The 19,655-nt window shown below is 63.3% G+C and carries 16 protein-coding genes and 1 pseudogene; 6 read left to right on the forward strand and 11 right to left on the reverse strand.

From position 1 onward, the window contains the following. Positions 1 to 3: 3 nt before the first annotated feature. The gene (locus G6N73_RS08205) at positions 4 to 1,329 is read left to right on the forward strand and encodes an ActS/PrrB/RegB family redox-sensitive histidine kinase (protein WP_165025897.1); all 1,326 of its coding nucleotides are present in this window, start codon (positions 4 to 6) and stop codon (positions 1,327 to 1,329) included. 73 nt (positions 1,330 to 1,402) lie between these two features. Further along, entirely contained in the window at positions 1,403 to 1,966 is a 564-nt protein-coding gene (locus G6N73_RS08210; protein ID WP_165025900.1) for an ActR/PrrA/RegA family redox response regulator transcription factor, read from the forward strand. Positions 1,967 to 2,077: 111 nt separating this feature from the next. Here G6N73_RS08210 and G6N73_RS08215 read toward each other — a convergent pair whose 3' ends face one another. Further along, a complete protein-coding gene (locus tag G6N73_RS08215) occupies positions 2,078 to 2,578 on the reverse strand; it encodes an MmcB family DNA repair protein (protein WP_165025903.1) in 501 nt (166 codons plus the stop codon). 268 nt (positions 2,579 to 2,846) lie between these two features. Between G6N73_RS08215 and G6N73_RS08220 the strand changes: the two genes are divergently transcribed. After that, positions 2,847 to 3,467 (forward strand): L,D-transpeptidase, encoded by a 621-nt coding sequence (locus tag G6N73_RS08220; RefSeq protein WP_165025906.1) that lies wholly within the window; start codon positions 2,847 to 2,849, stop codon positions 3,465 to 3,467. Positions 3,468 to 3,564: 97 nt separating this feature from the next. On the opposite strand, the gene G6N73_RS08225 is transcribed toward G6N73_RS08220, so the two are convergent. The 6 genes from G6N73_RS08225 to G6N73_RS08250 form a co-directional block, all read right to left on the reverse strand. Then, complete coding sequence (locus G6N73_RS08225; RefSeq protein ID WP_165025909.1) at positions 3,565 to 4,140, reverse strand: NifU family protein; 576 nt, start codon at positions 4,138 to 4,140, stop codon at positions 3,565 to 3,567. A gap of 142 nt (positions 4,141 to 4,282) precedes the next feature. Beyond that, the gene (locus G6N73_RS08230) at positions 4,283 to 4,774 is read right to left on the reverse strand and encodes a universal stress protein (RefSeq protein ID WP_165025912.1); all 492 of its coding nucleotides are present in this window, start codon (positions 4,772 to 4,774) and stop codon (positions 4,283 to 4,285) included. An 85-nt stretch (positions 4,775 to 4,859) separates the two neighbouring features. Further along, positions 4,860 to 5,927, reverse strand: coding sequence for a tryptophan--tRNA ligase (gene trpS / locus G6N73_RS08235; RefSeq protein WP_165025915.1), 1,068 nt, complete (start codon positions 5,925 to 5,927; stop codon positions 4,860 to 4,862). A 198-nt stretch (positions 5,928 to 6,125) separates the two neighbouring features. After that, positions 6,126 to 7,319, reverse strand: coding sequence for an acyltransferase family protein (locus tag G6N73_RS08240; protein ID WP_165025917.1), 1,194 nt, complete (start codon positions 7,317 to 7,319; stop codon positions 6,126 to 6,128). Positions 7,320 to 7,450: 131 nt separating this feature from the next. Beyond that, positions 7,451 to 9,052, reverse strand: coding sequence for a murein biosynthesis integral membrane protein MurJ (murJ, locus tag G6N73_RS08245; RefSeq protein WP_165025967.1), 1,602 nt, complete (start codon positions 9,050 to 9,052; stop codon positions 7,451 to 7,453). Positions 9,053 to 9,089: 37 nt separating this feature from the next. After that, a complete protein-coding gene (locus G6N73_RS08250; protein ID WP_165025969.1) occupies positions 9,090 to 11,897 on the reverse strand; it encodes a [protein-PII] uridylyltransferase in 2,808 nt (935 codons plus the stop codon). A 191-nt stretch (positions 11,898 to 12,088) separates the two neighbouring features. On the opposite strand from G6N73_RS08250, the gene G6N73_RS08255 reads away from it, so the two are divergent. The 3 genes and pseudogenes from G6N73_RS08255 to G6N73_RS08265 all read left to right on the forward strand — a co-directional run. Next, positions 12,089 to 13,351, forward strand: coding sequence for an Hsp70 family protein (locus G6N73_RS08255; RefSeq protein ID WP_165025970.1), 1,263 nt, complete (start codon positions 12,089 to 12,091; stop codon positions 13,349 to 13,351). Positions 13,352 to 13,366: 15 nt separating this feature from the next. Next, positions 13,367 to 14,338 (forward strand): small ribosomal subunit Rsm22 family protein, encoded by a 972-nt coding sequence (locus tag G6N73_RS08260; RefSeq protein WP_165025972.1) that lies wholly within the window; start codon positions 13,367 to 13,369, stop codon positions 14,336 to 14,338. A gap of 110 nt (positions 14,339 to 14,448) precedes the next feature. Then, positions 14,449 to 14,703, forward strand: a pseudogene (locus tag G6N73_RS08265) (gfo/Idh/MocA family oxidoreductase); the annotation flags it as partial. A 4-nt stretch (positions 14,704 to 14,707) separates the two neighbouring features. On the opposite strand, the gene G6N73_RS08270 reads toward G6N73_RS08265, so the two are convergent. The 4 genes from G6N73_RS08270 to G6N73_RS08285 form a co-directional block, all read right to left on the reverse strand. After that, positions 14,708 to 16,837: a mechanosensitive ion channel family protein gene (locus tag G6N73_RS08270; RefSeq protein WP_165025973.1), complete on the reverse strand. Its 2,130-nt coding sequence runs from the start codon at positions 16,835 to 16,837 to the stop codon at positions 14,708 to 14,710. Between the two features lie 156 nt (positions 16,838 to 16,993). Further along, positions 16,994 to 18,010, reverse strand: a complete 1,017-nt coding sequence (locus tag G6N73_RS08275; RefSeq protein ID WP_206078736.1) for an Ldh family oxidoreductase — start codon at positions 18,008 to 18,010, stop codon at positions 16,994 to 16,996. Between the two features lie 5 nt (positions 18,011 to 18,015). Then, a complete protein-coding gene (locus tag G6N73_RS08280) occupies positions 18,016 to 18,834 on the reverse strand; it encodes an ABC transporter permease (protein ID WP_165025975.1) in 819 nt (272 codons plus the stop codon). Then, the gene (locus G6N73_RS08285; RefSeq protein WP_206078743.1) at positions 18,831 to 19,562 is read right to left on the reverse strand and encodes an ABC transporter permease; all 732 of its coding nucleotides are present in this window, start codon (positions 19,560 to 19,562) and stop codon (positions 18,831 to 18,833) included. The genes G6N73_RS08280 and G6N73_RS08285 overlap by 4 nt, the downstream gene beginning before the upstream one ends. Between the last annotated feature and the right edge of the window lie 93 nt (positions 19,563 to 19,655).

Here is a 19,655-nt window from a genome sequence, read left to right on the forward strand (position 1 = left end):
GCCATGATCGAAAAGCTGCGAACGCCCGACCTCCAGCAGAGCCACCGGCTGCGGCTGAACACGCTTATCCGGCTGCGCTGGCTGGCGATCGTTGGCCAGAGCGTCACCGTTGTTGTCGTTGCCTATTGGCTCGATTTCCCGCTGCCGGTCAGCCTGTGCTTCGCGCTCATCGCCTGTTCGGCCTGGCTCAATCTGCTGCTCACCTTCCGTTATCCGGCGGCACACCGGCTGACACCGCGCGCAGCCTTCATCACGCTCACCTTCGACGCACTGCAGCTTGCCGGCCTGCTCTACATGACGGGCGGGCTCACCAATCCGTTCTCGCTGCTTATGACGGTGCCGGTCATCATCTCGGCAACGTCCCTGTCGCTGCGGCTTACGGCCCTGCTCGGCGGCCTGGTCATGGCCATGGCCACGCTCCTGGCCTTCTACCATCTGCCGCTGCCGTGGTTCGAAGGCGCCGAGCTTTCCATGCCTTTCATTTATGTCGCCGGCATGTGGACCGCGGTGTTCTGCTCCACCACCTTCACCGCAGTCTATGCCTGGCGCGTCGCGGAGGAGGCGCGGCTGCTGGCAAACGCGCTCGCCGCCACTGAACTCGTGCTGCAGCGCGAACAGCATCTTTCAGCGCTGGATGGACTTGCGGCAGCGGCCGCACACGAACTCGGCACACCGCTCGCCACCATCGCGCTCGTCGCCAAGGAGATGGAACGCGCGCTGCGAGGCGATCCGAAATACCACGAGGACGTCACCCTTCTGCGCTCCCAGAGCGAGCGCTGCCGCGAGATCCTGAAGCGCCTGACCAGCCTGTCGTCGGAGGGTGAAGCGCATCTCGCCAGGCTGCCCCTGACCTCGCTGGTCGAGGAGGTCATTGCGCCGCACCGTGATTTCGGCATCGCCATCAGGCTCGAACCCGGCGAGCGGATCGGCCCCGAGCCGGTCGCGCGGCGCAATCCGGGCGTGATCTACGGCCTCGGCAATCTGGTCGAGAACGCTGTCGACTTCGCCATTGGTACAGTCACTATACGCTGGCGCTGGGACGAGCGCGAAGTCGCCTTCGAAATCGTCGACGACGGGCCGGGCTTCCCGCCGGAAATCATAGACCGCATCGGCGAGCCCTATATGTCGACCCGGCAGGGCGCGGAGCCGGGCGGAGGGCTTGGGCTCGGGCTGTTCATCGCCAAGACACTGCTGGAGCGCTCGGGCGCGACGCTTTCCTTCTACAACGCCAATGAGCGCGGCCAAGGCGCGGTCGTGCAGGTGAGTTGGCCGCGCGAGGCCTTCCTCAATCCCGGATCGGCGGTAACGTCCATGTTCGACACGGCATAGAGGCTCCAAGGTGGCAAATGATGTGGTTTGGGCCTATATCTGAAGCAAATCTGGGCAACACGGACGAACAAGAATGATCAACGAAGAAACCGTTCAGGGCGTCGTCGGCGCCGGCGATGTGTCGCTGCTGATCGTGGATGACGACAAGCCGTTCCTGACCCGCCTGGCGCGCGCGATGGAGACACGAGGTTTTCAGGTCGAGACCGCCGAAAGCGTTGAGGAAGCGGTTGCGAAGGCTCGCGCACATCCGCCCGCCTATGCCGTGGTCGATATGCGGCTCGGCGACGGCAATGGGCTCGACGTGGTTGCGGCCATCCGAGAAAAGCGCAACGATTCCCGCACCATCATTCTCACCGGCTACGGCAACATCGCCACGGCGGTGACGGCGGTAAAGCTCGGCGCGGTGGACTACCTGTCGAAGCCGGCCGATGCCGACGACGTGTTCGCTGCGCTGACCCGTACCGCCGGCGAGCGCGCCGCGCCGCCGGAAAACCCGATGTCGGCCGATCGCGTGCGCTGGGAGCATATCCAGCGCGTCTACGAAATGTGCGAGCGCAACGTTTCGGAAACCGCCCGGCGGCTCAACATGCATCGGCGTACGCTGCAGCGCATACTGGCCAAGCGGGCGCCCAGGTAACGTGAATAGCGAGTAGTGAGTAGTGTAGTGTAGTGTAGTGTAGTGTCGGCATACGAATGCCGCGCCCGTCAATCTTCACTACTCACTGTTCCCTACTCACTATTCGCTTTCCTACTCACTTTCCCCATCCAGCGCCGGCACTGAAACGCCGGCCAATTCCGCCGCCAGAAGCCTCGCCGCGCCGGCGCGCGCCATGCGCAGCATCAGCGCCTTGCGGGTGGCCGCCGCCAGCCGGTGCTCCGGCGCGTCTCGCATGATCTCCGCGCCATAGCCGTCGGAGAGGATGAAGCCGCATTCCTCGGGAAATATCGAGGCCGGCACTTCCGGGTGAGTCGCGAAGAAGAAGCGGTCCGAATGCAGCCGGTATTCGGGCCATTTGCGGTCGACCCGAAAATCCTCGATCGACGATTTGATCTCGATGATCCAAATATCGCCTGACCTGGTCAGCGCCACGAGGTCGGCCCGCCGGCCCGTGGCGAGGCTCAGTTCCGGCAACACATGCGCGCCCATCTGCATAAGCAGGCGCTGGACGCCGCGCCTGACCACCATCGCCCGTTCGGACTGGCGGCCGTCGACGAGCGGGTTGGCGAGAATCGGGCTGATGATCGGCATGCCGAGGATAGTGACATTTTAAAGCGCTGCTTTGAACCCTTTTTGTTCTCTGGGGTGAAGAGCAGCATCAACCCTCCGTGCAGCAAGCAATCACGTTCGCGTGATATGCTGTTGCCGAAATGCCATAGCAAACCGGTTACGTTTGCGTAAGCAGCCAGTTGCATCACTAAGCTCTTGGCAAGCAGGAACGCGCGCCCGTAAATAAAGGCGAAATTGCGGCCCCGAATCGGGCCAAATTGATATTTGGACCGGAGCGGCGAATTTAATCATGCAGATGAAAACACTTGTCCTGGCAGCCGGGCTGGCGCTCGCAACCGCGGTTTCCGGGTGCAGCACATTCGGCTCATACAAGGTGTTTTCGTCCGACTACGGCAGCAGAACCGACGCCGGTTATCGTTTGCCCAGCATCCCGATCTACAAAGTGCCCAAGAAATACCATCGCCAGATCGTGGCCTATAACGGCGGCGAGAAACCTGGAACGATCATCGTCGACACGACCGAAAAGCATCTCTACTTCGTCCTGCCGGATGGCGAAGCGGTGCGCTACGGCATCGGCGTCGGCCGCGAAGGCTTCGAGTGGAAAGGTACCGCCCGTGTCGCGGCGAAGCGTGAATGGCCGGTTTGGACGCCGCCGGCCGAGATGATCAGGCGTCAGCCGGAACTCGCGAAATATGCCGGCGGCATGGAGCCGGGCATCACCAACGCGCTCGGCGCGCGCGCTCTCTATCTCTACAACAAGCGCGGCGACACCGGCTATCGCCTGCACGGGACGCCGGAATGGGCCTCGATCGGCAAGGCGATGTCGTCGGGCTGCATCCGGCTGATGAACCAGGACATTATCGACCTCTACAATCGCGCCGAAGTCGGCGCCAAGGTGATCGTCAAATAACTACGCGGACCGTCTCGGCAACAACGGACGTCCACAACAAAAAGCCGGGCAAATTTGCCCGGCTTTTTGCTATTTGTGAGGCGTTTCAGCGCCAGGATCAGCCGATCTGCTCGACATGCTCTACTTCCGGAACGAAATGACGAAGCAGGTTCTGGATGCCGTGCTTCAGAGTCGCGGTCGAGGACGGGCAGCCGGCGCAAGCGCCCTTCATGTGCAAGAAGACCGTGCCATTCTCGTAGCCCCGGAATGTGATGTCGCCGCCATCCTGGGCGACCGCCGGACGGACGCGGGTGTCTAGCAGCTCCTTGATGGTGATGACGATCTCCGAATCTGCCTTGTCGTAGAACTCGCCTGCCTGGTCGGCGCGATCGGTCGCGGCCTGGCCGCCACTTGCCATCACCGGCACGCCCGACATGAACTGCTCCATTATGGCGCCGAGAATGGCCGGCTTCAGATGCTGCCAGTCCGCGCCGTCCTTGGTGACGGTGATGAAGTCATAGCCGAAGAAAACGCCGACGACGCCCGGAATGTCGAACAGCCTTCCGGCAAGCGGCGAGGCGGCGCGCCCAGTTTCAGCGTCGCGGAAATCGGCGGTGCCTTCGATCAACACTTCCTTCCCGGGCAGGAATTTCAGCGTGGCGGGATTGGGGGTCGCCTCGGTCTGGATGAACATGGCCGCATCTCCGTGCGCTCAAAGTTTGGAATAGTTCTAAATAAGCCTGGTTCCGGCGACATTCAAGCCAAATGCGCCGCGCTTTGAGCCAGCCTTGGAAATGATTTTCTCCCTAAGCGTCCGCTTTGTCGAGGCAGATGGCTCAGGCGAGGCTGGCAATGTCCTCGTCCGAAAGATTCTGCGGCACCACGGTCACCGGAATGGGGAATGCCGCGCCCTTGCCGGCGATCGAAGCGACTAGCGGGCCCGGACCTTCCTTGCCGGCGCCGGCGGCCAGCACCAGGATGGCGATGTCCTGGTCCTCTTCGATCAGCTTGTGGATCTCTTCCGCCGGTTTGCCCTCGCGTACAACCAGTTCCGGCTCGATGCCGAGCTTGGCGCGCACGGTCGCGGCATAGCCGTCGAGCGCTGCGTTGGCTGCGGCATTGGCCTCGTCGCGCATGATCTTCTCGACTCCCAGCCAATGCTGGAAATCTCCCGGCTCTATCACATAGAGCAGCACCAGAACGCCGCCAGTCGTCTTGGCGCGCGTCGAGGCATAGGCAACGGCGCGCTCGCATTCGGGCGTGTCATCGATGATCGCCAGGAATTTCCGACGGTGGCCTGCTTCCCGGATCAGTCGTTTGGAGACCATGTGTTAACCCTGCTGAGAAGCGACGCCATTCCGGAGCAATCTGTCATTCGCGCCGGGCGTCGGCAAGTGGGCTTGGCGAGACCTCTTAGCTCTGCAGCAAGCCGACGATGTCACGCACCATCTTCATGTTGGCTTCCGCCATGACGCCGGCGCGTTCGCCGCCGTCCCTCAGCACGCCGTCGACATAGTTCTCGTCCGAGGAAATCCGCCGCATCTCGGCGGCGATCGGCGCGAGCTTCGTCACGGCAAGGTCGGCCAGCGCCGGCTTGAATGCCGAAAACTGCTGGCCGCCGAACTCGGCAAGCACCTTTTCCTTCGATATCTCGGCGAGAGCCGCATAGAGCACGACGAGATTTTCTGCTTCCGGCCGGTCCTTCAGGCCTTCGATCTCTGAAGGAAGGCCGGCGGGATCGGTCTTTGCCTTGCGGATCTTCTTCGAGATCGCATCGGCGTCGTCGGTCAGGTTGATGCGCGATAGGTCCGAAGGATCTGACTTGGACATTTTTTTCAGCCCGTCGCGCAGCGACATGACACGCGGCGCGGGACCCTCGATCAGCGGCTCGGTAAGCGGGAAGAAGCCGTTGACCTTCTCCTCGCCGACCTTCATCTCGATACCCAGCCCAAGATCGGCGATGCGGTCGGAGAAGTCGTTGTTGAACTTCTGGGCGATATCGCGCGTCAGCTCGAGATGCTGCTTCTGGTCGTCGCCCACCGGAACGTGGGTGGCGCGATAGACCAGGATGTCGGCGGCCATCAGCGTTGGATAGGCGAACAGGCCGACCGAGGCGTTCTCGCGGTCCTTGCCTGCCTTCTCCTTGAACTGGGTCATGCGCGACAGCCAACCCATGCGGGCCACGCAATTGAACACCCAGGCGAGCTCGGCATGCTGCATAACGCGGCTCTGATTGAAGACGATATGCTTCTTCGGATCGATGCCGGCTGCCAGAAAGGCCGCGGTCACTTCGCGTGTCGCCTTCATCAGTTCGGCAGGTTCCTGCCACTGCGTGATCGCATGCAGGTCGACCACGCAGTAGATGCAGTCGTGGCTGCCCTGGAGGGCGACAAAGCGGCGGATTGCTCCGAGATAATTGCCTAGATGGAGATTTCCGGTGGGCTGGACGCCCGAAAAGACGAGCGGCTTGAAGGCGGTCATGGTTTTCCTCGTGGCTTGTGGAGGGCCGTTTCCAAGCATGATCCCGAACCGAAGGTCAGCGCAGCAAAAAGTTGCAGACTTTTCGGCCAAAGATCATGCGGCTGAGAAAGTGGGCGGCGAAAATCGAGTTGCGCTTATGGACGAAGGCGCGGGCGCTATCAAGCCTCCCGTGAAGGCGAGTCCTTGGCTGCGGACATGCTAATAGCGCAGCGGAACCGTGCTCTTTTCAGGCGCGGGCGCATCGGCAGGCTGCTCGGGCAGGCCGACAAGGGCTCGGAACGGCCATGGAAGCTGCTCGAACAGCAGGCACAGAGCGAGCGACCCGCCGATCGTCACCAGCAGCACGAGCGACATCTTCTCCGCCACGCCGGCCTCTAGCGGCAGGACGTAGAACAGCGCGGCGATGATGATGGTCTGGTGCACGATATAGAGCGGGAAGATCTTGCGGTTCAGCCAGGCGAGCGCCGCGCTCTTGCGGTTCAAATGAAGCGCGCCGAAGCCCACCGCGGTCAGGATCATGCTCCATGCAAGGCCGAACAGCGCCGCCTTGTAGAGCACTGTCATGTTGTCGTAGTCGCCCATGAAGGCGTCATCCGGACCGGCGGCCCATGAATGGCGGTAGAGCGTTACGGTCAGCGTCAATGCAAAGGACGCGCTCAACCAGCGGCGATCGACGATCGCCTCGATCACCGCGTGGTGGTGGCGGGCGACGAGAAAGCCAAGCCCGAACCAACTCGCCCATACGGCAAACCAGGCGCCGTCGTTGTAGAGCGCATTGGTCTGGCGCGGAAAGATCGGCGAAAGCGCGACATTGAGAACCAGCGGGAGCAGAAACAGAAGGTAGATCGCGTTGGAGCGGGCGACGCTCTCGAACCAGCCGGTCAGCCGGCGCATCCTCGGATCGATAATCAGTCGAAAGATCGGGTAGCACAGGAACGCCATCACCAGCAGGTAGGCGACGAACCACATATGCGCCCAAGTGAAATTGCCCTGCGGGTATTTGCCTTCGGTGAAGTAACGGGTCAGCCAGAAGCTCATGAGCGAGCCGTCATAGCCGTCCTCATAGACGCGCTCGAACCAGACCTGCGGCACGATGATGACGCACATGGCAAACAGCAGCGGCACCAAGAGACGAGTGGTCCGGTCTCTCAGGAAGGTCAGCCCGGCATTGGATCGGAACGCAAACCACGTACCCATGCCCGAAACGAAGAACAGCAGCGCCAGCCGCCAGGCGCGCGGAAACTTCATCACCAGCGAAAGCATTTCGCTGCCTTGAGCGCTCTTCATCAGCCATGACATGTCGGGAAAGAACGCGACCGAGCAGTGATAGACGACGAGAATGGCGAAGGCGATGACCCTCAGCCAGTCGACGTAATAGAGTCTGCCGCTCATCTGCATGCACCCCACCCGACAGGCGGCCGGCGCTCACGCACCAGCCGGCAGATCATCGTTCTGGACGCATTTCGTTAAAAAACCGGTGCTTGAAAGCCGAACAGTTTTAACAAACGCGCTCGCTGATCCGCCTATTCAGGATCGGGCGTCGCCGTCCCTGCTTCGATCGGACGGCTTCTTCTGCGCCTGACGATGCCGATCAGTTGTTGGCGGTCGACCGCGCCGGTAGCGATGACGATGGCGAAATAGGCGATCGCCCCGGCGGCGATGATCGCCAGTACGGCGGCCAGCCGGATCAGGCCCGACGGGTTTTCCATGATCGGCGCGAGCAGCATCTGCAGCGCCCATATCAGCACGCCCATGGCGAAGCTCGCCACCGCGATCAGCACGACGCGCCTGGCCGTCACGGCGGACGGCCGGAAATCGTTGCGCATCCACAGCGTGCCTGCGAGCAGCAGAAGATTAAGCCAGGCCGAGACCGTGGTCGCCAGCGCGATCGCGACATGGCCGTAGATCGGGAACAGCGCCAGGCTCGCGACGATGTTGACCGCGACGGCGACGATCGAGAACCACATCGGCGTCTTCATGTCCTCGCGGGCAAAGAAGGCCGGCGAGAACACCTTGATCAAAACATAGGCCGGCAGGCCGGCAGCGAAGGCGGCGAGAGCCTGGGCAGTGAGCAGGGTCGCCTCGCTGGTAAATTCGCCGCGTTCGTAGAGCATCGCGACGATCGGGCCGGGCATGGCGATCAGTCCGATCGCGGCGGGCAGCGTCAGGCCGAGTGCGAATTCGAGCGAGCGGTTCTGGAGATGCTCGGCGTCGGCATGGTCGCCGCTGCGCAGCGCCCGAGACAGTTCCGGCAGCAGCACGACCCCGACCGCCACGCCGATGACGCCGAGCGGAAGCTGGTTGATGCGGTCGGCGAAATTAAGCAGGCTGATCGCGTTGTCCTGGGCCGAAGCGATGATCTGGCCGACTAGGAGATTGATCTGGACGACGCCGCCTGTGAGCAGGGCCGGCGCCATCAGAACGAGCAGGCGCCTCACGTCAGGCGTCAGACGCGGCAACCGGAGCTGCATCGAAAAACCTTCCCGCCAGACGCCCCAGACGAGGAAAACGAGCTGCAGCACGCCCGACAGGAACACTCCCCAGGCAAGCCAAAGGCCGGTCAGGCGGTCGTCCATGCCGCCGCGCAGCGCTGCCAACAGGACCAGGATCAGAACGATATTGAGTAAGACCGGCACGAAGGCGGCGAGAAAATAGCGCCGCATCGAATTCAGCACGCCGGACAGCATGGCGACCATCGACATGCAGAAGAGATACGGGAACATGATGCGCGTCATGACCACGGTCAGGTCGAACTTGTCCGGCGTGTCGGAAAAACCCGGCGCGATGACAGTGGAGACGAGGAACGGCATTGCAATGATCGCGCCTGCCGAAAGGACGAGCAGCGCCGCGATCAGAACCGAAAGCACGTCCTCGCCGAACTTTCGCGCCGCCTCCATGCCTCCGCCCTCCAGTTCCTTGGCGAAGAGCGGGATGAAGGCGGTGTTGAACGCGCCCTCGGCGAAAAGCCGGCGGAAGAGGTTCGGGAAGCGGAAGGCGGCGTAGAAGGCGTCGGTCACCGGTCCTGCGCCAAGCGTCGCGGCGATCAGCGCCTCACGTACGAAGCCCAGCAGGCGGCTTGCCATGGTGGCGCTTCCGACGCCGGCGAATTTTTTGACCAGGCTCATGGATTGCGAGTTTCCGGAACGGCTGCGTTGTTGGCGATCATGCGGCGGCGGCCGCGGCGCGGGCCTTCACGGCGCGCTGGCCGGCTTCGCCTTCAAGCGTGGCGATCAGCCGGTCGCGGATGGTCTTCAGCCGCGCCGGATTGTCGATCTTCTGGCCGGTCAGGTCGCTGACATAGAATGTGTCGATGACCTTTTCGCCGAATGTGGTGATGTGCGCGGAGGCGATGTCGAGCGATAGGTCCGACAGCGCACCGGTGATTTCCGACAGCAGCCCGGGCCTGTCCAAACCCGACACGTCGATCACGGAGAACCGGTTCGACAGGGTGTTGCGGATTTCGACGCGCGGCTCGATGCGGAACGCCTTGGAGCCGCGCTTCGGCTTGGTGCGCTTCGCTATCATCTCCGGCAGCCAGCTCTTGCCCGACAGCACATCCTCGATCAGCGTGCCCACCCGTTCGGCCCTGCGCCGCTCGTCCTCGTCGCGGTCGAATTCCCTCGATATCAGGATCGTGTCGAGCGCGCGCCCGTCAGACGTGGTGAAAATCTGCGCGTCGACGATGTTGGCGCCGGCGGCTGCACACGCTCCGGCGATCACTGAGAGCAGCCGCGGATGGTCCTGCGCCAACACGGTGATCTCGGTCACCGCCTCGAATTCGTGCGTCTTGACCATGGTGGCGAGCTTCTTGCCGGCTTCGTCCGCCGCCCGGATGAACTCGGCATGGCGCAACTGATCCTTCAGATCGACGGCCAACAGGTAATTCTCGTAATGCAGGCCGATGGTGCGCTTGCGGGCCGCCTCGGGCCAGTCGGCAAGGTTTTCGGCCAGCATTTCACGCGCCTGAGCCGCCCGCTCGACGCGCGCCACTTCCGAGAAGCCGCCGGTCAGGAGAAGCTCGGTCTCGTAATAGAGCGTCCTCAACAACTGGCCTTTCCAGCCATTCCAGACGCCCGGTCCCACTCCACGAATATCGCAGACGGTCAACACCAGCAGCAGCTTCAGCCGCTCAACCGACTGCACCAGCGCGGCAAAATCCTCGATCGTCTTGCGGTCGTTCAAATCGCGGGTCTGCGCCGTCATCGACATGGCCAGATGGTTTTCCACCAGCCAAGCCACAGTCTCGGTATCGGCCGGCGACAAACCCATATGCGGGCAGATGCGCCGCGCGATCCTGGCGCCCGCCTCGGAATGGTCGTCGGGCCGGCCCTTGGCGATGTCGTGCAGCAGCACCGCGACGTAGAGCGCCTCGCGCTTGCCCCTCAGGCCCGGCAACAGCTTGTGCGCCAGGGGGTGTATCTTCTCGCCGCCGCCGCGCTCGATTTCCGACAAAACGCCGATGCAGCGCAGGAGATGCTCGTCGACCGTATAGTGATGATACATGTTGAACTGCATCATCGCGACGATCCTGCCGAAATCAGGGATCAGCTTGCCGAGAAGCCCGGCTTCGTTCATCCGCCGCAGATTGAGCTCCGGGTTGCGGTCCGAGGTCAGTATATCGAGGAACAGCCGGTTGGCCTCGGCGTCGCGGCGCAGGCCTTTGTCGACCAGGCGGAGCGAACGCGTCAAAAGCTTCAGAGCGTCGGGATGGAATTCGAGCCCGTGCCGGTCGGCGAACCAGAACAGCCGCACCATGTTGACCGGATCGCGCACGAAAACCTGATCGTCGGCGATGTTGATGCGTTGGTTGTCGACGATGAAGTCGCTGGTGCCGGCTAGCTTCCTCCGACGCCTGGAGAAGGTGAGGAAAATCCGGTTGAAGCCCGGCACGTGCTTGGCCTGCTCCTCCTCCAGCGCGGCGCAGAAGATGCGGGTCAGATCGCCGACATCCTTGGCGATCAGGAAGTAGTGCTTCATGAAGCGCTCGACCGCCGAGAGGCCGGGATGGCTGGTGTAGCCGAGCCGCTCGGCGATATCGCGCTGTATGTCGAAGTGCAGGCGCTCCTCGGCCTTGCCGGTCAGGAAATGCATGTGGCAGCGCACGGCCCACAGGAAGTCCTCGGCTTTGAGGAACTGGTTGTATTCGGCCCGCGTGAACACGCCCTGCTCGACCAGCTCATCACCGGTGCGCACCCGGTAGAAATATTTGGCGATCCAGAACAGCGTGTGCAGGTCGCGCTGGCCGCCTTTGCCGTCCTTGATGTTGGGCTCGACCAGATAGCGGCTTTCGCCGGCCTTGGCGTGGCGGTCGTCGCGCTCGGCGAGCTTGGCCTGGACGTACTCCGCGCCGGTACTCTTCACCACTTCCTTGTCGAAGCGCGCCAGGAGTTCGTCGTAGAGCTTATGCTCGCCCCACAAATAGCGCGCCTCCAGAATCGAGGTGCGTATGGTGATGTCGGAGCGCGACAGGCGCAGGCATTCGTCGATGTTGCGGGTGGCGTGGCCGACCTTCAGCCCCATGTCCCACAGCATATAGAGCATGTACTCGACAATCTGCTCGCCCCACGGCGTCTGTTTGTAGGGCAGCAGGAACAGGAGGTCGATGTCCGAGCCCGGCGCCAGCGTGCCGCGCCCATAGCCGCCGACGGCGATCACCGCCATACGCTCGGCCGATGACGGGTTCTTTGCGCGATAGACATGGGTGGCGGCGAAGTCGTAGAGCGCTCGGATTACCTCGTCCATCAAATGCGACAGCCTGGCCGCGCAGGCAGTGCCGCCGCCGTCCTCGGTCAGCATCCGTTCGGCAACCGCCCGTCCGGTCGTGATACGCTCCTTCAGGGCCGCGAGAACTTTTGCCCGGACGGCCGGGCTGGAGCCGTCGCCTTCCGTCGCCGCGGTAAGCGCGGTCAACTCGCGGCGGAGTGCCGCGCTATCGATCAGCTCGTCGAGTTTCAGGGCAATCTTGGCCATCGCGCCGGGTGGAATCTCCGCTTTCAGCGCGGCGTCTATAGCGCGTTTCGGCCGGCGTGGGTATGGCCGCAATGCATCGGGCGATATTGACGCAGAGCTGCAATGCGCCCGCCGGCCTCGACATTGCCGGCTTCGTTGTGTAACCGCCTCACTCCGCTCGGGCGGCACTCTCCACGATCTCAGGAACCACCATGCGACCGGTCAGCGGCGGAATAGATTTTGGCACTTCGAACTCCACCGTCGGGGTGATGAATGGCGGCCGCCCGCGGCTGGTTCGGCTCGAGGATGAGCACGTCACCATGCCGAGCGCGGTGTTCTATAATTTCGAGGACAACGGCACCTATTTCGGCAGGCGCGCCATCGAGGACTACACCGATCATGCCGAAGGCCGCCTGCTGAGGGCGCTGAAAAGCGTGCTCGGCTCGTCGCTGATCCATGAAAAGACCCGGATCAAGGCGCGCTCGATCGCATTCTCCGACATCATCGGCTCGTTCATCGGCTATCTCAAAGGCCGGCTCGATTCCGAACTGGGCGAGGCGGTCGACACCGTCGTGCTCGGCCGCCCGGTGCATTTCGTCGACGGCGACCCGCAGGCCGACGCGGACGCGCAGGCGCAGCTCGAAAAGGCCGCCCGCGCGCAGGGCTTCAAGCACATAGCCTTCCAGTTCGAGCCGATCGCCGCGGCGCTCGACTACGAGCAGAGCGTGACCAAAGAGGAACTGGCGCTGATCGTCGACATTGGCGGCGGCACGTCCGACTTCTCGATCGTGCGGGTCTCGCCCGAGCGCGCGGCCGCTGCCGACCGCAAGGACGACATACTGGCCAGCACCGGCGTCCATATAGGCGGCACCGATTTCGACAGGCTGCTGTCGATGGCGCATCTGATGCCGGAGCTCGGCTACAAAACGGGGACAAAGGACGGCAAGCGCAATTTGCCGGCCGGCTATTTCTTCGATCTCGCCACATGGCAGCGCATCAACCTGCTTTACTCGAACAAGGCGATGACGGATCTTCGCCAGATCCGCTACGAGGCGGCGCGGCCGGAACTGGTCGACCGGATGATCGACATCGTAAAGCACAGGCAGGGGCATTTGCTGGCATCGAAGATCGAACGCGCCAAGATCGAGCTGACCGACTTGGCGGAGACAGCGATGGAACTGCGCCTGACCGACGAGCGGCTGAGCCTGCCGATGACCAGAGCCGGCCTGAATGCGACGATCGAGGAAGCCGTGCGGAAGATCACCGATGTCATTTCCGGCACGCTGCGCGACGCGCAGGTAAAGCCGACGGCGATCACGACACTGTTCCTGACCGGCGGATCGACCGCGATCCCGCTGCTCAAACAGAGCGTGCTGGCGATGTTTCCGGCAGCGGTCGCGGTCGAGGGCGACATGTTCGGCAGCGTCGGTCTCGGCCTGGCGCTCGACGCCAACCGGAAATTCGGCGCGGGCTGAGAAACAGGGCGCAGGATGGAGCTTCCGCCCCCACTTCGGCAGGCCGTCGAGCAGGTTCTGGAAGGCACGTCGCTTTACGAGTTGAAGCAGGCCGCAGACCTGCTTTCTCGGCGCTACCGCAGCGAAGTCCGGGACGGCAGGCTGCATATATCCGACGATCTTGCGGCGAAAGCCTATTTGACGACGCGGCTGCCGGCCACCTATGCGGCGGTTCGCGCCAGTCTCGGATCGGTCGCCGAAGTGCTGCCGGAACTTGCTCCGAAAAGTCTTCTCGATATCGGCGCGGGTCCGGGAACGGCGCTGTGGGCCGTCCGCGACTGCTTCGACAGCCTGGAAGCAGCAACGCTCGTCGAGACCAGCGAAGCGATCCGCCGCGTCGGAAAACAGCTCGCAGAAGCCGCGCCGGTGCGCGCCGAGTGGATCGCCACCGACCTCGCCACCGGGCTAGCCGGCCTGAAACCCGCCGATCTGGTGACGCTGGCCTATGTGCTGGACGAGCTTTCGCCATCGGCGATCGAGCCGCTGATCGATCGGCTATGGGCGCTGACGCGGGACACGCTTGTCGTCGTCGAACCCGGCACGCCGGCTGGGTGGCGGCGCATCCTCGTGGTCCGCTCGCGGCTCATCGCGGCCGGCGCCCATCTCGCCGCGCCCTGCCCGCATAGCGCCGCTTGCCCGCTCTCAGCGCCCGACTGGTGCCATTTCTCGCGCCGCGTCGCGCGCTCCAGGCTGCATCGCCTCACCAAGAGCGGCGACGTGCCGTGGGAGGACGAGAAATACGTTTTCTTTGCTGCTTCCAGAACGCTCGCCGATGCAACCGCCTCGCGCGTGCTGGCGCCGCCGCAGACGGCGAGCGGGACAGTGCGGCTGAAGCTATGCCAGGCCGACGGCACTGCGACCGAGCAGCTAATCACTCGGCGCGAAGGCGCGGCTTTCAAGACTGCGAGACGTCTCGACTGGGGCGATGGGGTGTGGAACGAGCAGTAAACAAGTCGGCTCGCCAGGGCTGACCCCCAAGCTGGTCCGTCTGCTCAAAATTGACGAAGCTCCACCCTCAAAATCCCGTTGAAATCGCATCGCGCTATTCGACAGCGTAGCGGGCGAACGCCGAGCAGGGGCTGATGCCGGTGCTGGAGGACGAGGCCGGCATCTATGGCTATACCGATGAGAACCGGCACATGGTGGAATGCTTCCGCAAAGGCGAAACGCCGCTGGAGACATTCGAGGACGGGCTCGGGGTCGTCGAGATTCTAATGGGGCTCCACCGTTCGGCCGAGATCGGCGAGACGGTGCATTTTCCCGCGCCGGAACTCGAAGACTACTTTCCACTGGTCGCGCGCCGCGGCGCCTGAAACGTCAGGCCTGCACCGCTTCGGCTGCCTTCTGGCGCATCATTGAGGTGGTCGTGGCGGCGGCCGCCGCCGACTTCTCGTCACCCCCCACCTGAACCGTGGGCTGGGCAAACTGGATGCCGTTCGCCGCGAACGCCTGCTGGATCATGGTGTAAGCACGCCGCCGCACGACCGACTGGTGCCCAGGCTTGGCCATGAAGGCGAAGCTCAACTGGATGCCGAAATCGCCGATCTCCTCGACACCCTTCATCTTGACTGTCTCGAGGATTTCGGGCCCCAGTTCGGGATCCGCCTTCAACTCAGCTCCGACGCCCTTGAGCAGCTTTTTCACCTTGGCAATGTCGGTATCAAACGGGACGCGGATCCTGAATTTGTCGATGACCCAGTCGCGGCTCATGTTCTGCACCGCGCCAAGTTCTCCGAACGGCACCGTAAACACCGGACCGCGGTGATGGCGCAGCTTGACCGAGCGCAGGCTGAACGATTCGACGGTCCCCTTGTAGCTGCCGCTCTGGATGTATTCGCCGACCCGGAAAGCATCGTCCAACATGTAGAACACGCCGCTGATCACATCCTTGACCAGGGTCTGCGAGCCGAAGCCGATCGCCACGCCGAATATGCCGGCGCCGGCGATCAGCGGGGCTATCTGTACCCCGAGCCCGGAAAGGACGATGAGGACAGCCACGGTGGCGATAAAGACGCCGAGCATGTTGCGGAAAATCGGCAGCAATGTCCGCAGGCGACCCCTGCGCGCCGCCTCAGCCGGACTGACTGAGCCGTCCACGGTCGCCGTTTCGAGCTTCCGGCCGATATAGGTCTTCGCCATATGCCAGAGCAGGTCGGCGACGAGCAGGATTACGATGCCGTGAAGCAGGCCGAGCAAGATGCGGCTGGCCGCGGAATCGCTCTCAGTCAGGGCATTGGGATTCATGCGCCAGATCAGACCCAACCACAGCACGGCGAGCAAGATCACAAGGGCACGCGCGCCGCGCACGATCAATACGGTCCGGAACGAATTTGCCGAAGTGGAAGCGTCCTTGCGCTCGGCGACCGAGGCGGCCGCCTGGCCGGTGACCGTCAGCAGACGGGGCAACAGCAGTGCATAGATGCCGAGCCACAAAAGGCCGTTGAGGCCGGCGACCCAGAGGCCCCAAAGAGCGACGATATAGATGCTGAGCAGCCAATCTCGCGCGCGACTTCCCTGAGTCGCCATTTGCACGCCGAGACGACGCCACACGATTTCGATGGCGAGCAGCACCAGGCCTATACCTGCCAGATAGGCGAGCAGGCTTCTCGCAGGCTCGGAAAAGCCGAGCGGTGAAAGAAGGCTGATTGTCGCCCATCCGGCCAACAGATAGCCGGTGAAAACAGTCAGTCTGCGGTGCCAGAAGTGCGCTTCGCCGTCATCCAGGGGGAGCAGCCGCGACGAAGCGCCGTCCTCACGCACGCCGGCACCGACGGGCGGATCGAGCACGATGCGGCTGATGGCCGCCACTAGCCGGAAGGCGATGAACGCGACCAAGTATGTCAGCACCATCAGGCGCAGCAAAGGCGGCCAGGAAACGATAAGAAAGACGCCCGCGCTGAAGATGGTGAAAACGACGATGGGCGCGATCTCGTAAAGCAGGCTGACAGCGAGGTTCACGCGCCGCGGCGTGGAAAGGGAGCCTGCCCCGATGGAATTCCCCGGCGCCCCAAACGCCATTCTCCTGAACACCCATTCCGCGCCGAAGCCGAGCGCGATCAGACCGCCTAGGAGCATCCAGACCATTCCGAATACGTGATTCTCGATCTGCGAGCGGACAACCGCGAGGCCGTTGGCGGCTTCTTCCGGGAGTCTCGGAAACGCTTTCGCGATCTCGGTGAGGTGTCCGCGAATACCGTTCTCCCAGGCGGCGATCTGCGCCGCCGCGGGCTGTTCCTGCTCAGTGGCAGCCGGCTTGGCCGCTTCCAGAGCCGCGCGAACGTCGGGATCGTCCAGAAGGCGGATGAGTTCCTGTATCTTCTCATTGGCTGCAGGCGTCGCGGATTGCGCCTGCGCGAGCGATGTCGCGCTCGTCCCGATTAGGCCGACCAGCGTAAACAGCGCCACAGCCAGGATAGTGGAACGCAGCGTCTTGAGTCTGGAAGTCATCACGGCCCCCTCAAATGATGCTGCATTTCGCCGATGCAGTTCTGGCCCAAGCTTAACCTATCCGTATGGTTTCGGCTATGACGACGTTAACGGAACGACGAGGCCTGATCGCATTCATCTTGCCACTGCAGCAGATGTTGCGAAGTCCGAAGTTGGCTACCTCAGAAAGAGCTGGTCTGCCCGGCGGGCGATCTCGTCATAGACTGGTTGCGGAACCGCGAAACCTCGTTCGCGAGATTTCTGCCGCATGGCAACTTTACCCCTGCCTGGGACATGGACACCGTATTCTCCGGACAGCCGGTCCATCTGCGATCGCAGCCGCGCCTCGAAATCCGGGTCGAGGAATTTCGGTTCGATGGCGAGCACGAACATCCCCGTGCCGGGTCCTTCCGAGCCGGTCGCGAAGGGCGGCGCGTCGAGCGACCAGTTCGCGCCCGACAGCCCGGCTGACAAGACTTCCACTATCAAAGCGATGTTGGCGCCGCGGCTGCCGCCGAAGGCGAGCAGCGCGCCTTTGACCGCAGCGCTTGCATCGGTGGTCGGGTTGCCCGCCGCGTCCAGCGCCCAGCCATCCGGGATGCTCTGACCGGCATGGGCCGCCTTGCGGATGTTGACGAAAGCGGTGGCGCTCGAGGACTGATCGATCAGCAGCGGCGGCACTCCCGCCGCCGGCGCAGCGAAAGCGAGTGGATTGGTGCAATAGACAGGTTTCGTGCCGCCGGCGCCGGCAACCAGCGCTGGCCCGTTGGTAGCCGCTATAGAAACCAGCCCCCGCTCGGCAAGCCGCCCGGCGAAATAGCCGAGCGCGCCGCAGGTGAAGGCGTTCTTCTGGCTGAAAATGGCGACACCGAATTTCCGGGCCGTATCGACGAGGTCGTCGAAGGCGCGGTCGAAACCGGGATGCGCCGCGCCGCCTCTGGCGTCGGACAGGATGATCGCGCCGGCCGGGCGCGTGATGTCGGGCGTGGCGTGGCCGTCGATACGTCCGGCCTCCAACGCTTCCAGATAGTCGACGAAATGCGCCAGCCCGACTGATGCCTGCCCCTCGGCTTCGGCGGCGACAGCGGATCTGGCCAGCGAAATAGCGACTTCCGTGTTCGCGCCGGCGGCCCTCGCTGCGTTTTCGCAGAGCGCCAGCGCTTCTTCCATGCCGATCGTCACGGTTCCAATCATGCGATCTAACCAAGCCGCGCCGGGATCCTCGCTTCGAGCTTGCGGAAGGCGAAGACGATGATGCCGGTTATGCAGAGATAGATCAGCGCGAGCAGCAGCAGTGGCTCATAGACAATGAACGTGTCCTGCCGCACCCGCGAGGCGACTGCGTAGATGTCGACGACGGTGATGGTCGCCACCAGCGGCGTCGCCTTGAGCAGAAGCACCACCTCGCCGGTCAGCGTCGGCAGCACGCTGTAGATCGCCTGCGGCAGCCAGATGCGGCGGAAGACCGTCCGGCGGCGCATGCCATAGGCGCGCGCCGCCTCCAGTTGGCCGCGCGGCACGCCGGCGAATGCGCCGCGCATGACCTCGCCGACGTAGCCGCCGACGGAGAGCGTCAGCGCCAGCACCGCATAGGGCCATGCCTGTCTGAGGTACGGCCAGAGAAACGAGTCGCGGACCCAGGGAAATTGAGGGAACAGCGAGCCCAGCCCGTAATAGAGAAGCCAGAGCTGCAGCAGCAGCGGCGTGCCTCGGATCACGGTGCAGAAGGCGTTGGCCGGCCATGCAAGCCAGCGCGGGCCTGTCACCTGAACAAGGCCAAGCGGAACCGCCAGCGCAAAGCCGAGTATGCCGGTGACGATGAGTATCCAGATCGTCCGCCAGATACCCCGGAGCGCCAGATCGTAATAGGCCGGGATCCAGTCCCAGCGCATGAAGATTGCAGCCGACGCCACCAGCCCCAGGGCCACGGCGATCAGCACGATGCGATGCGGCTGCAGCCAGAGCGAAGCACGCGCTGCGGTATCGACGAGGCCGCTTGCGGTATGGGTGGTGCTCATTGGCCACCCCCGGCGATTCGCGGCATGCCACGCCGGGCCCAGCGCTCGACCTGAGCGATAATGACGTTGGAGAACAGCGTCAGCAGGAGATACAGCACACCTGCCGCCATGAAAAAGGTGAAATAGGCCTTGGTCTGGCCGGCCGCAGTCCTCGTCTCCTGGGTGAGTTCGCTGAAGCCGACGATCGCAAGCAGAGCCGTATCCTTGGTGGCGATCAGCCAGAGATTGGCCAGACCGGGTATGGCAAACGGCAGCATGGCAGGCAGAGTGATGCGGCGCAGAAGCAGTCCGGGCGACATGCCGTAGGCGCGGGCGGCTTCGATCTGGCCTTGCGGAATGGCCAGGATCGCGCCGCGAATGACCTCGGTCGAATACGCGCCTTGCACGAAAGCCAGCACCCAGATGCCGGCGACAAGGCCGTTAACGTCGATGCGTGCGTATCCGAAGGCTTCGAGAACTCGGTTGATCAGGTCGGTTCCCGCGAAATAGAGCAGCAGGATCAGCACCAGCTCCGGCACCGCGCGGACGATCGTGGTGTAGACTTCCAGCAGATCGCGCGTGATCGGCCCGCCATACAGCTTGCCGTAGGCGCCGCCGGTTCCGATGGCGAGGCCGAAGCCGAAGGCGCCGACCGCGATGATCACCGAGTTGGTCAGCCCGCGCAACAGATTGCCGCCCCAGCCCGGCGGCTCTAGCGCCAAGAGATCGAAAATACTCGCCTGCGACAGCGGAAGAAGAAACGCTTCGATCGGCCCGGTCCTACTTTGTCGAGCGGGTTAATCCCGCCTTCGCTGTGAACGGGGCTGCAACGGACTTTTCAT

This window comes from Allomesorhizobium camelthorni (genome assembly GCF_011045125.1).
Taxonomy (GTDB): domain Bacteria; phylum Pseudomonadota; class Alphaproteobacteria; order Rhizobiales; family Rhizobiaceae; genus Allomesorhizobium; species Allomesorhizobium camelthorni.

Bases quoted from the DNA above. Each gene is read 5' to 3' on its own strand.
- G6N73_RS08225 (WP_165025909.1), bottom strand. From the start codon at position 4,140: ATGTTCATCCAGACCGAGGCGACCCCCAATCCCGCCACGCTGAAATTC.
- G6N73_RS08220 (WP_165025906.1), top strand. From the start codon at position 2,847: ATGCAGATGAAAACACTTGTCCTGGCAGCCGGGCTGGCGCTCGCAACC.
- G6N73_RS08255 (WP_165025970.1), top strand. From the start codon at position 12,089: ATGCGACCGGTCAGCGGCGGAATAGATTTTGGCACTTCGAACTCCACC.
- G6N73_RS08210 (WP_165025900.1), top strand. From the start codon at position 1,403: ATGATCAACGAAGAAACCGTTCAGGGCGTCGTCGGCGCCGGCGATGTG.
- G6N73_RS08230 (WP_165025912.1), bottom strand. From the start codon at position 4,774: ATGGTCTCCAAACGACTGATCCGGGAAGCAGGCCACCGTCGGAAATTC.
- G6N73_RS08270 (WP_165025973.1), bottom strand. From the start codon at position 16,837: ATGACTTCCAGACTCAAGACGCTGCGTTCCACTATCCTGGCTGTGGCG.
- G6N73_RS08215 (WP_165025903.1), bottom strand. From the start codon at position 2,578: ATGCCGATCATCAGCCCGATTCTCGCCAACCCGCTCGTCGACGGCCGC.
- G6N73_RS08250 (WP_165025969.1), bottom strand. From the start codon at position 11,897: ATGGCCAAGATTGCCCTGAAACTCGACGAGCTGATCGATAGCGCGGCA.
- trpS (WP_165025915.1), bottom strand. From the start codon at position 5,927: ATGACCGCCTTCAAGCCGCTCGTCTTTTCGGGCGTCCAGCCCACCGGA.
- G6N73_RS08275 (WP_206078736.1), bottom strand. From the start codon at position 18,010: ATGATTGGAACCGTGACGATCGGCATGGAAGAAGCGCTGGCGCTCTGC.
- murJ (WP_165025967.1), bottom strand. From the start codon at position 9,052: ATGAGCCTGGTCAAAAAATTCGCCGGCGTCGGAAGCGCCACCATGGCA.
- G6N73_RS08260 (WP_165025972.1), top strand. From the start codon at position 13,367: ATGGAGCTTCCGCCCCCACTTCGGCAGGCCGTCGAGCAGGTTCTGGAA.
- G6N73_RS08280 (WP_165025975.1), bottom strand. From the start codon at position 18,834: ATGAGCACCACCCATACCGCAAGCGGCCTCGTCGATACCGCAGCGCGT.
- G6N73_RS08205 (WP_165025897.1), top strand. From the start codon at position 4: ATGATCGAAAAGCTGCGAACGCCCGACCTCCAGCAGAGCCACCGGCTG.
- G6N73_RS08240 (WP_165025917.1), bottom strand. From the start codon at position 7,319: ATGAGCGGCAGACTCTATTACGTCGACTGGCTGAGGGTCATCGCCTTC.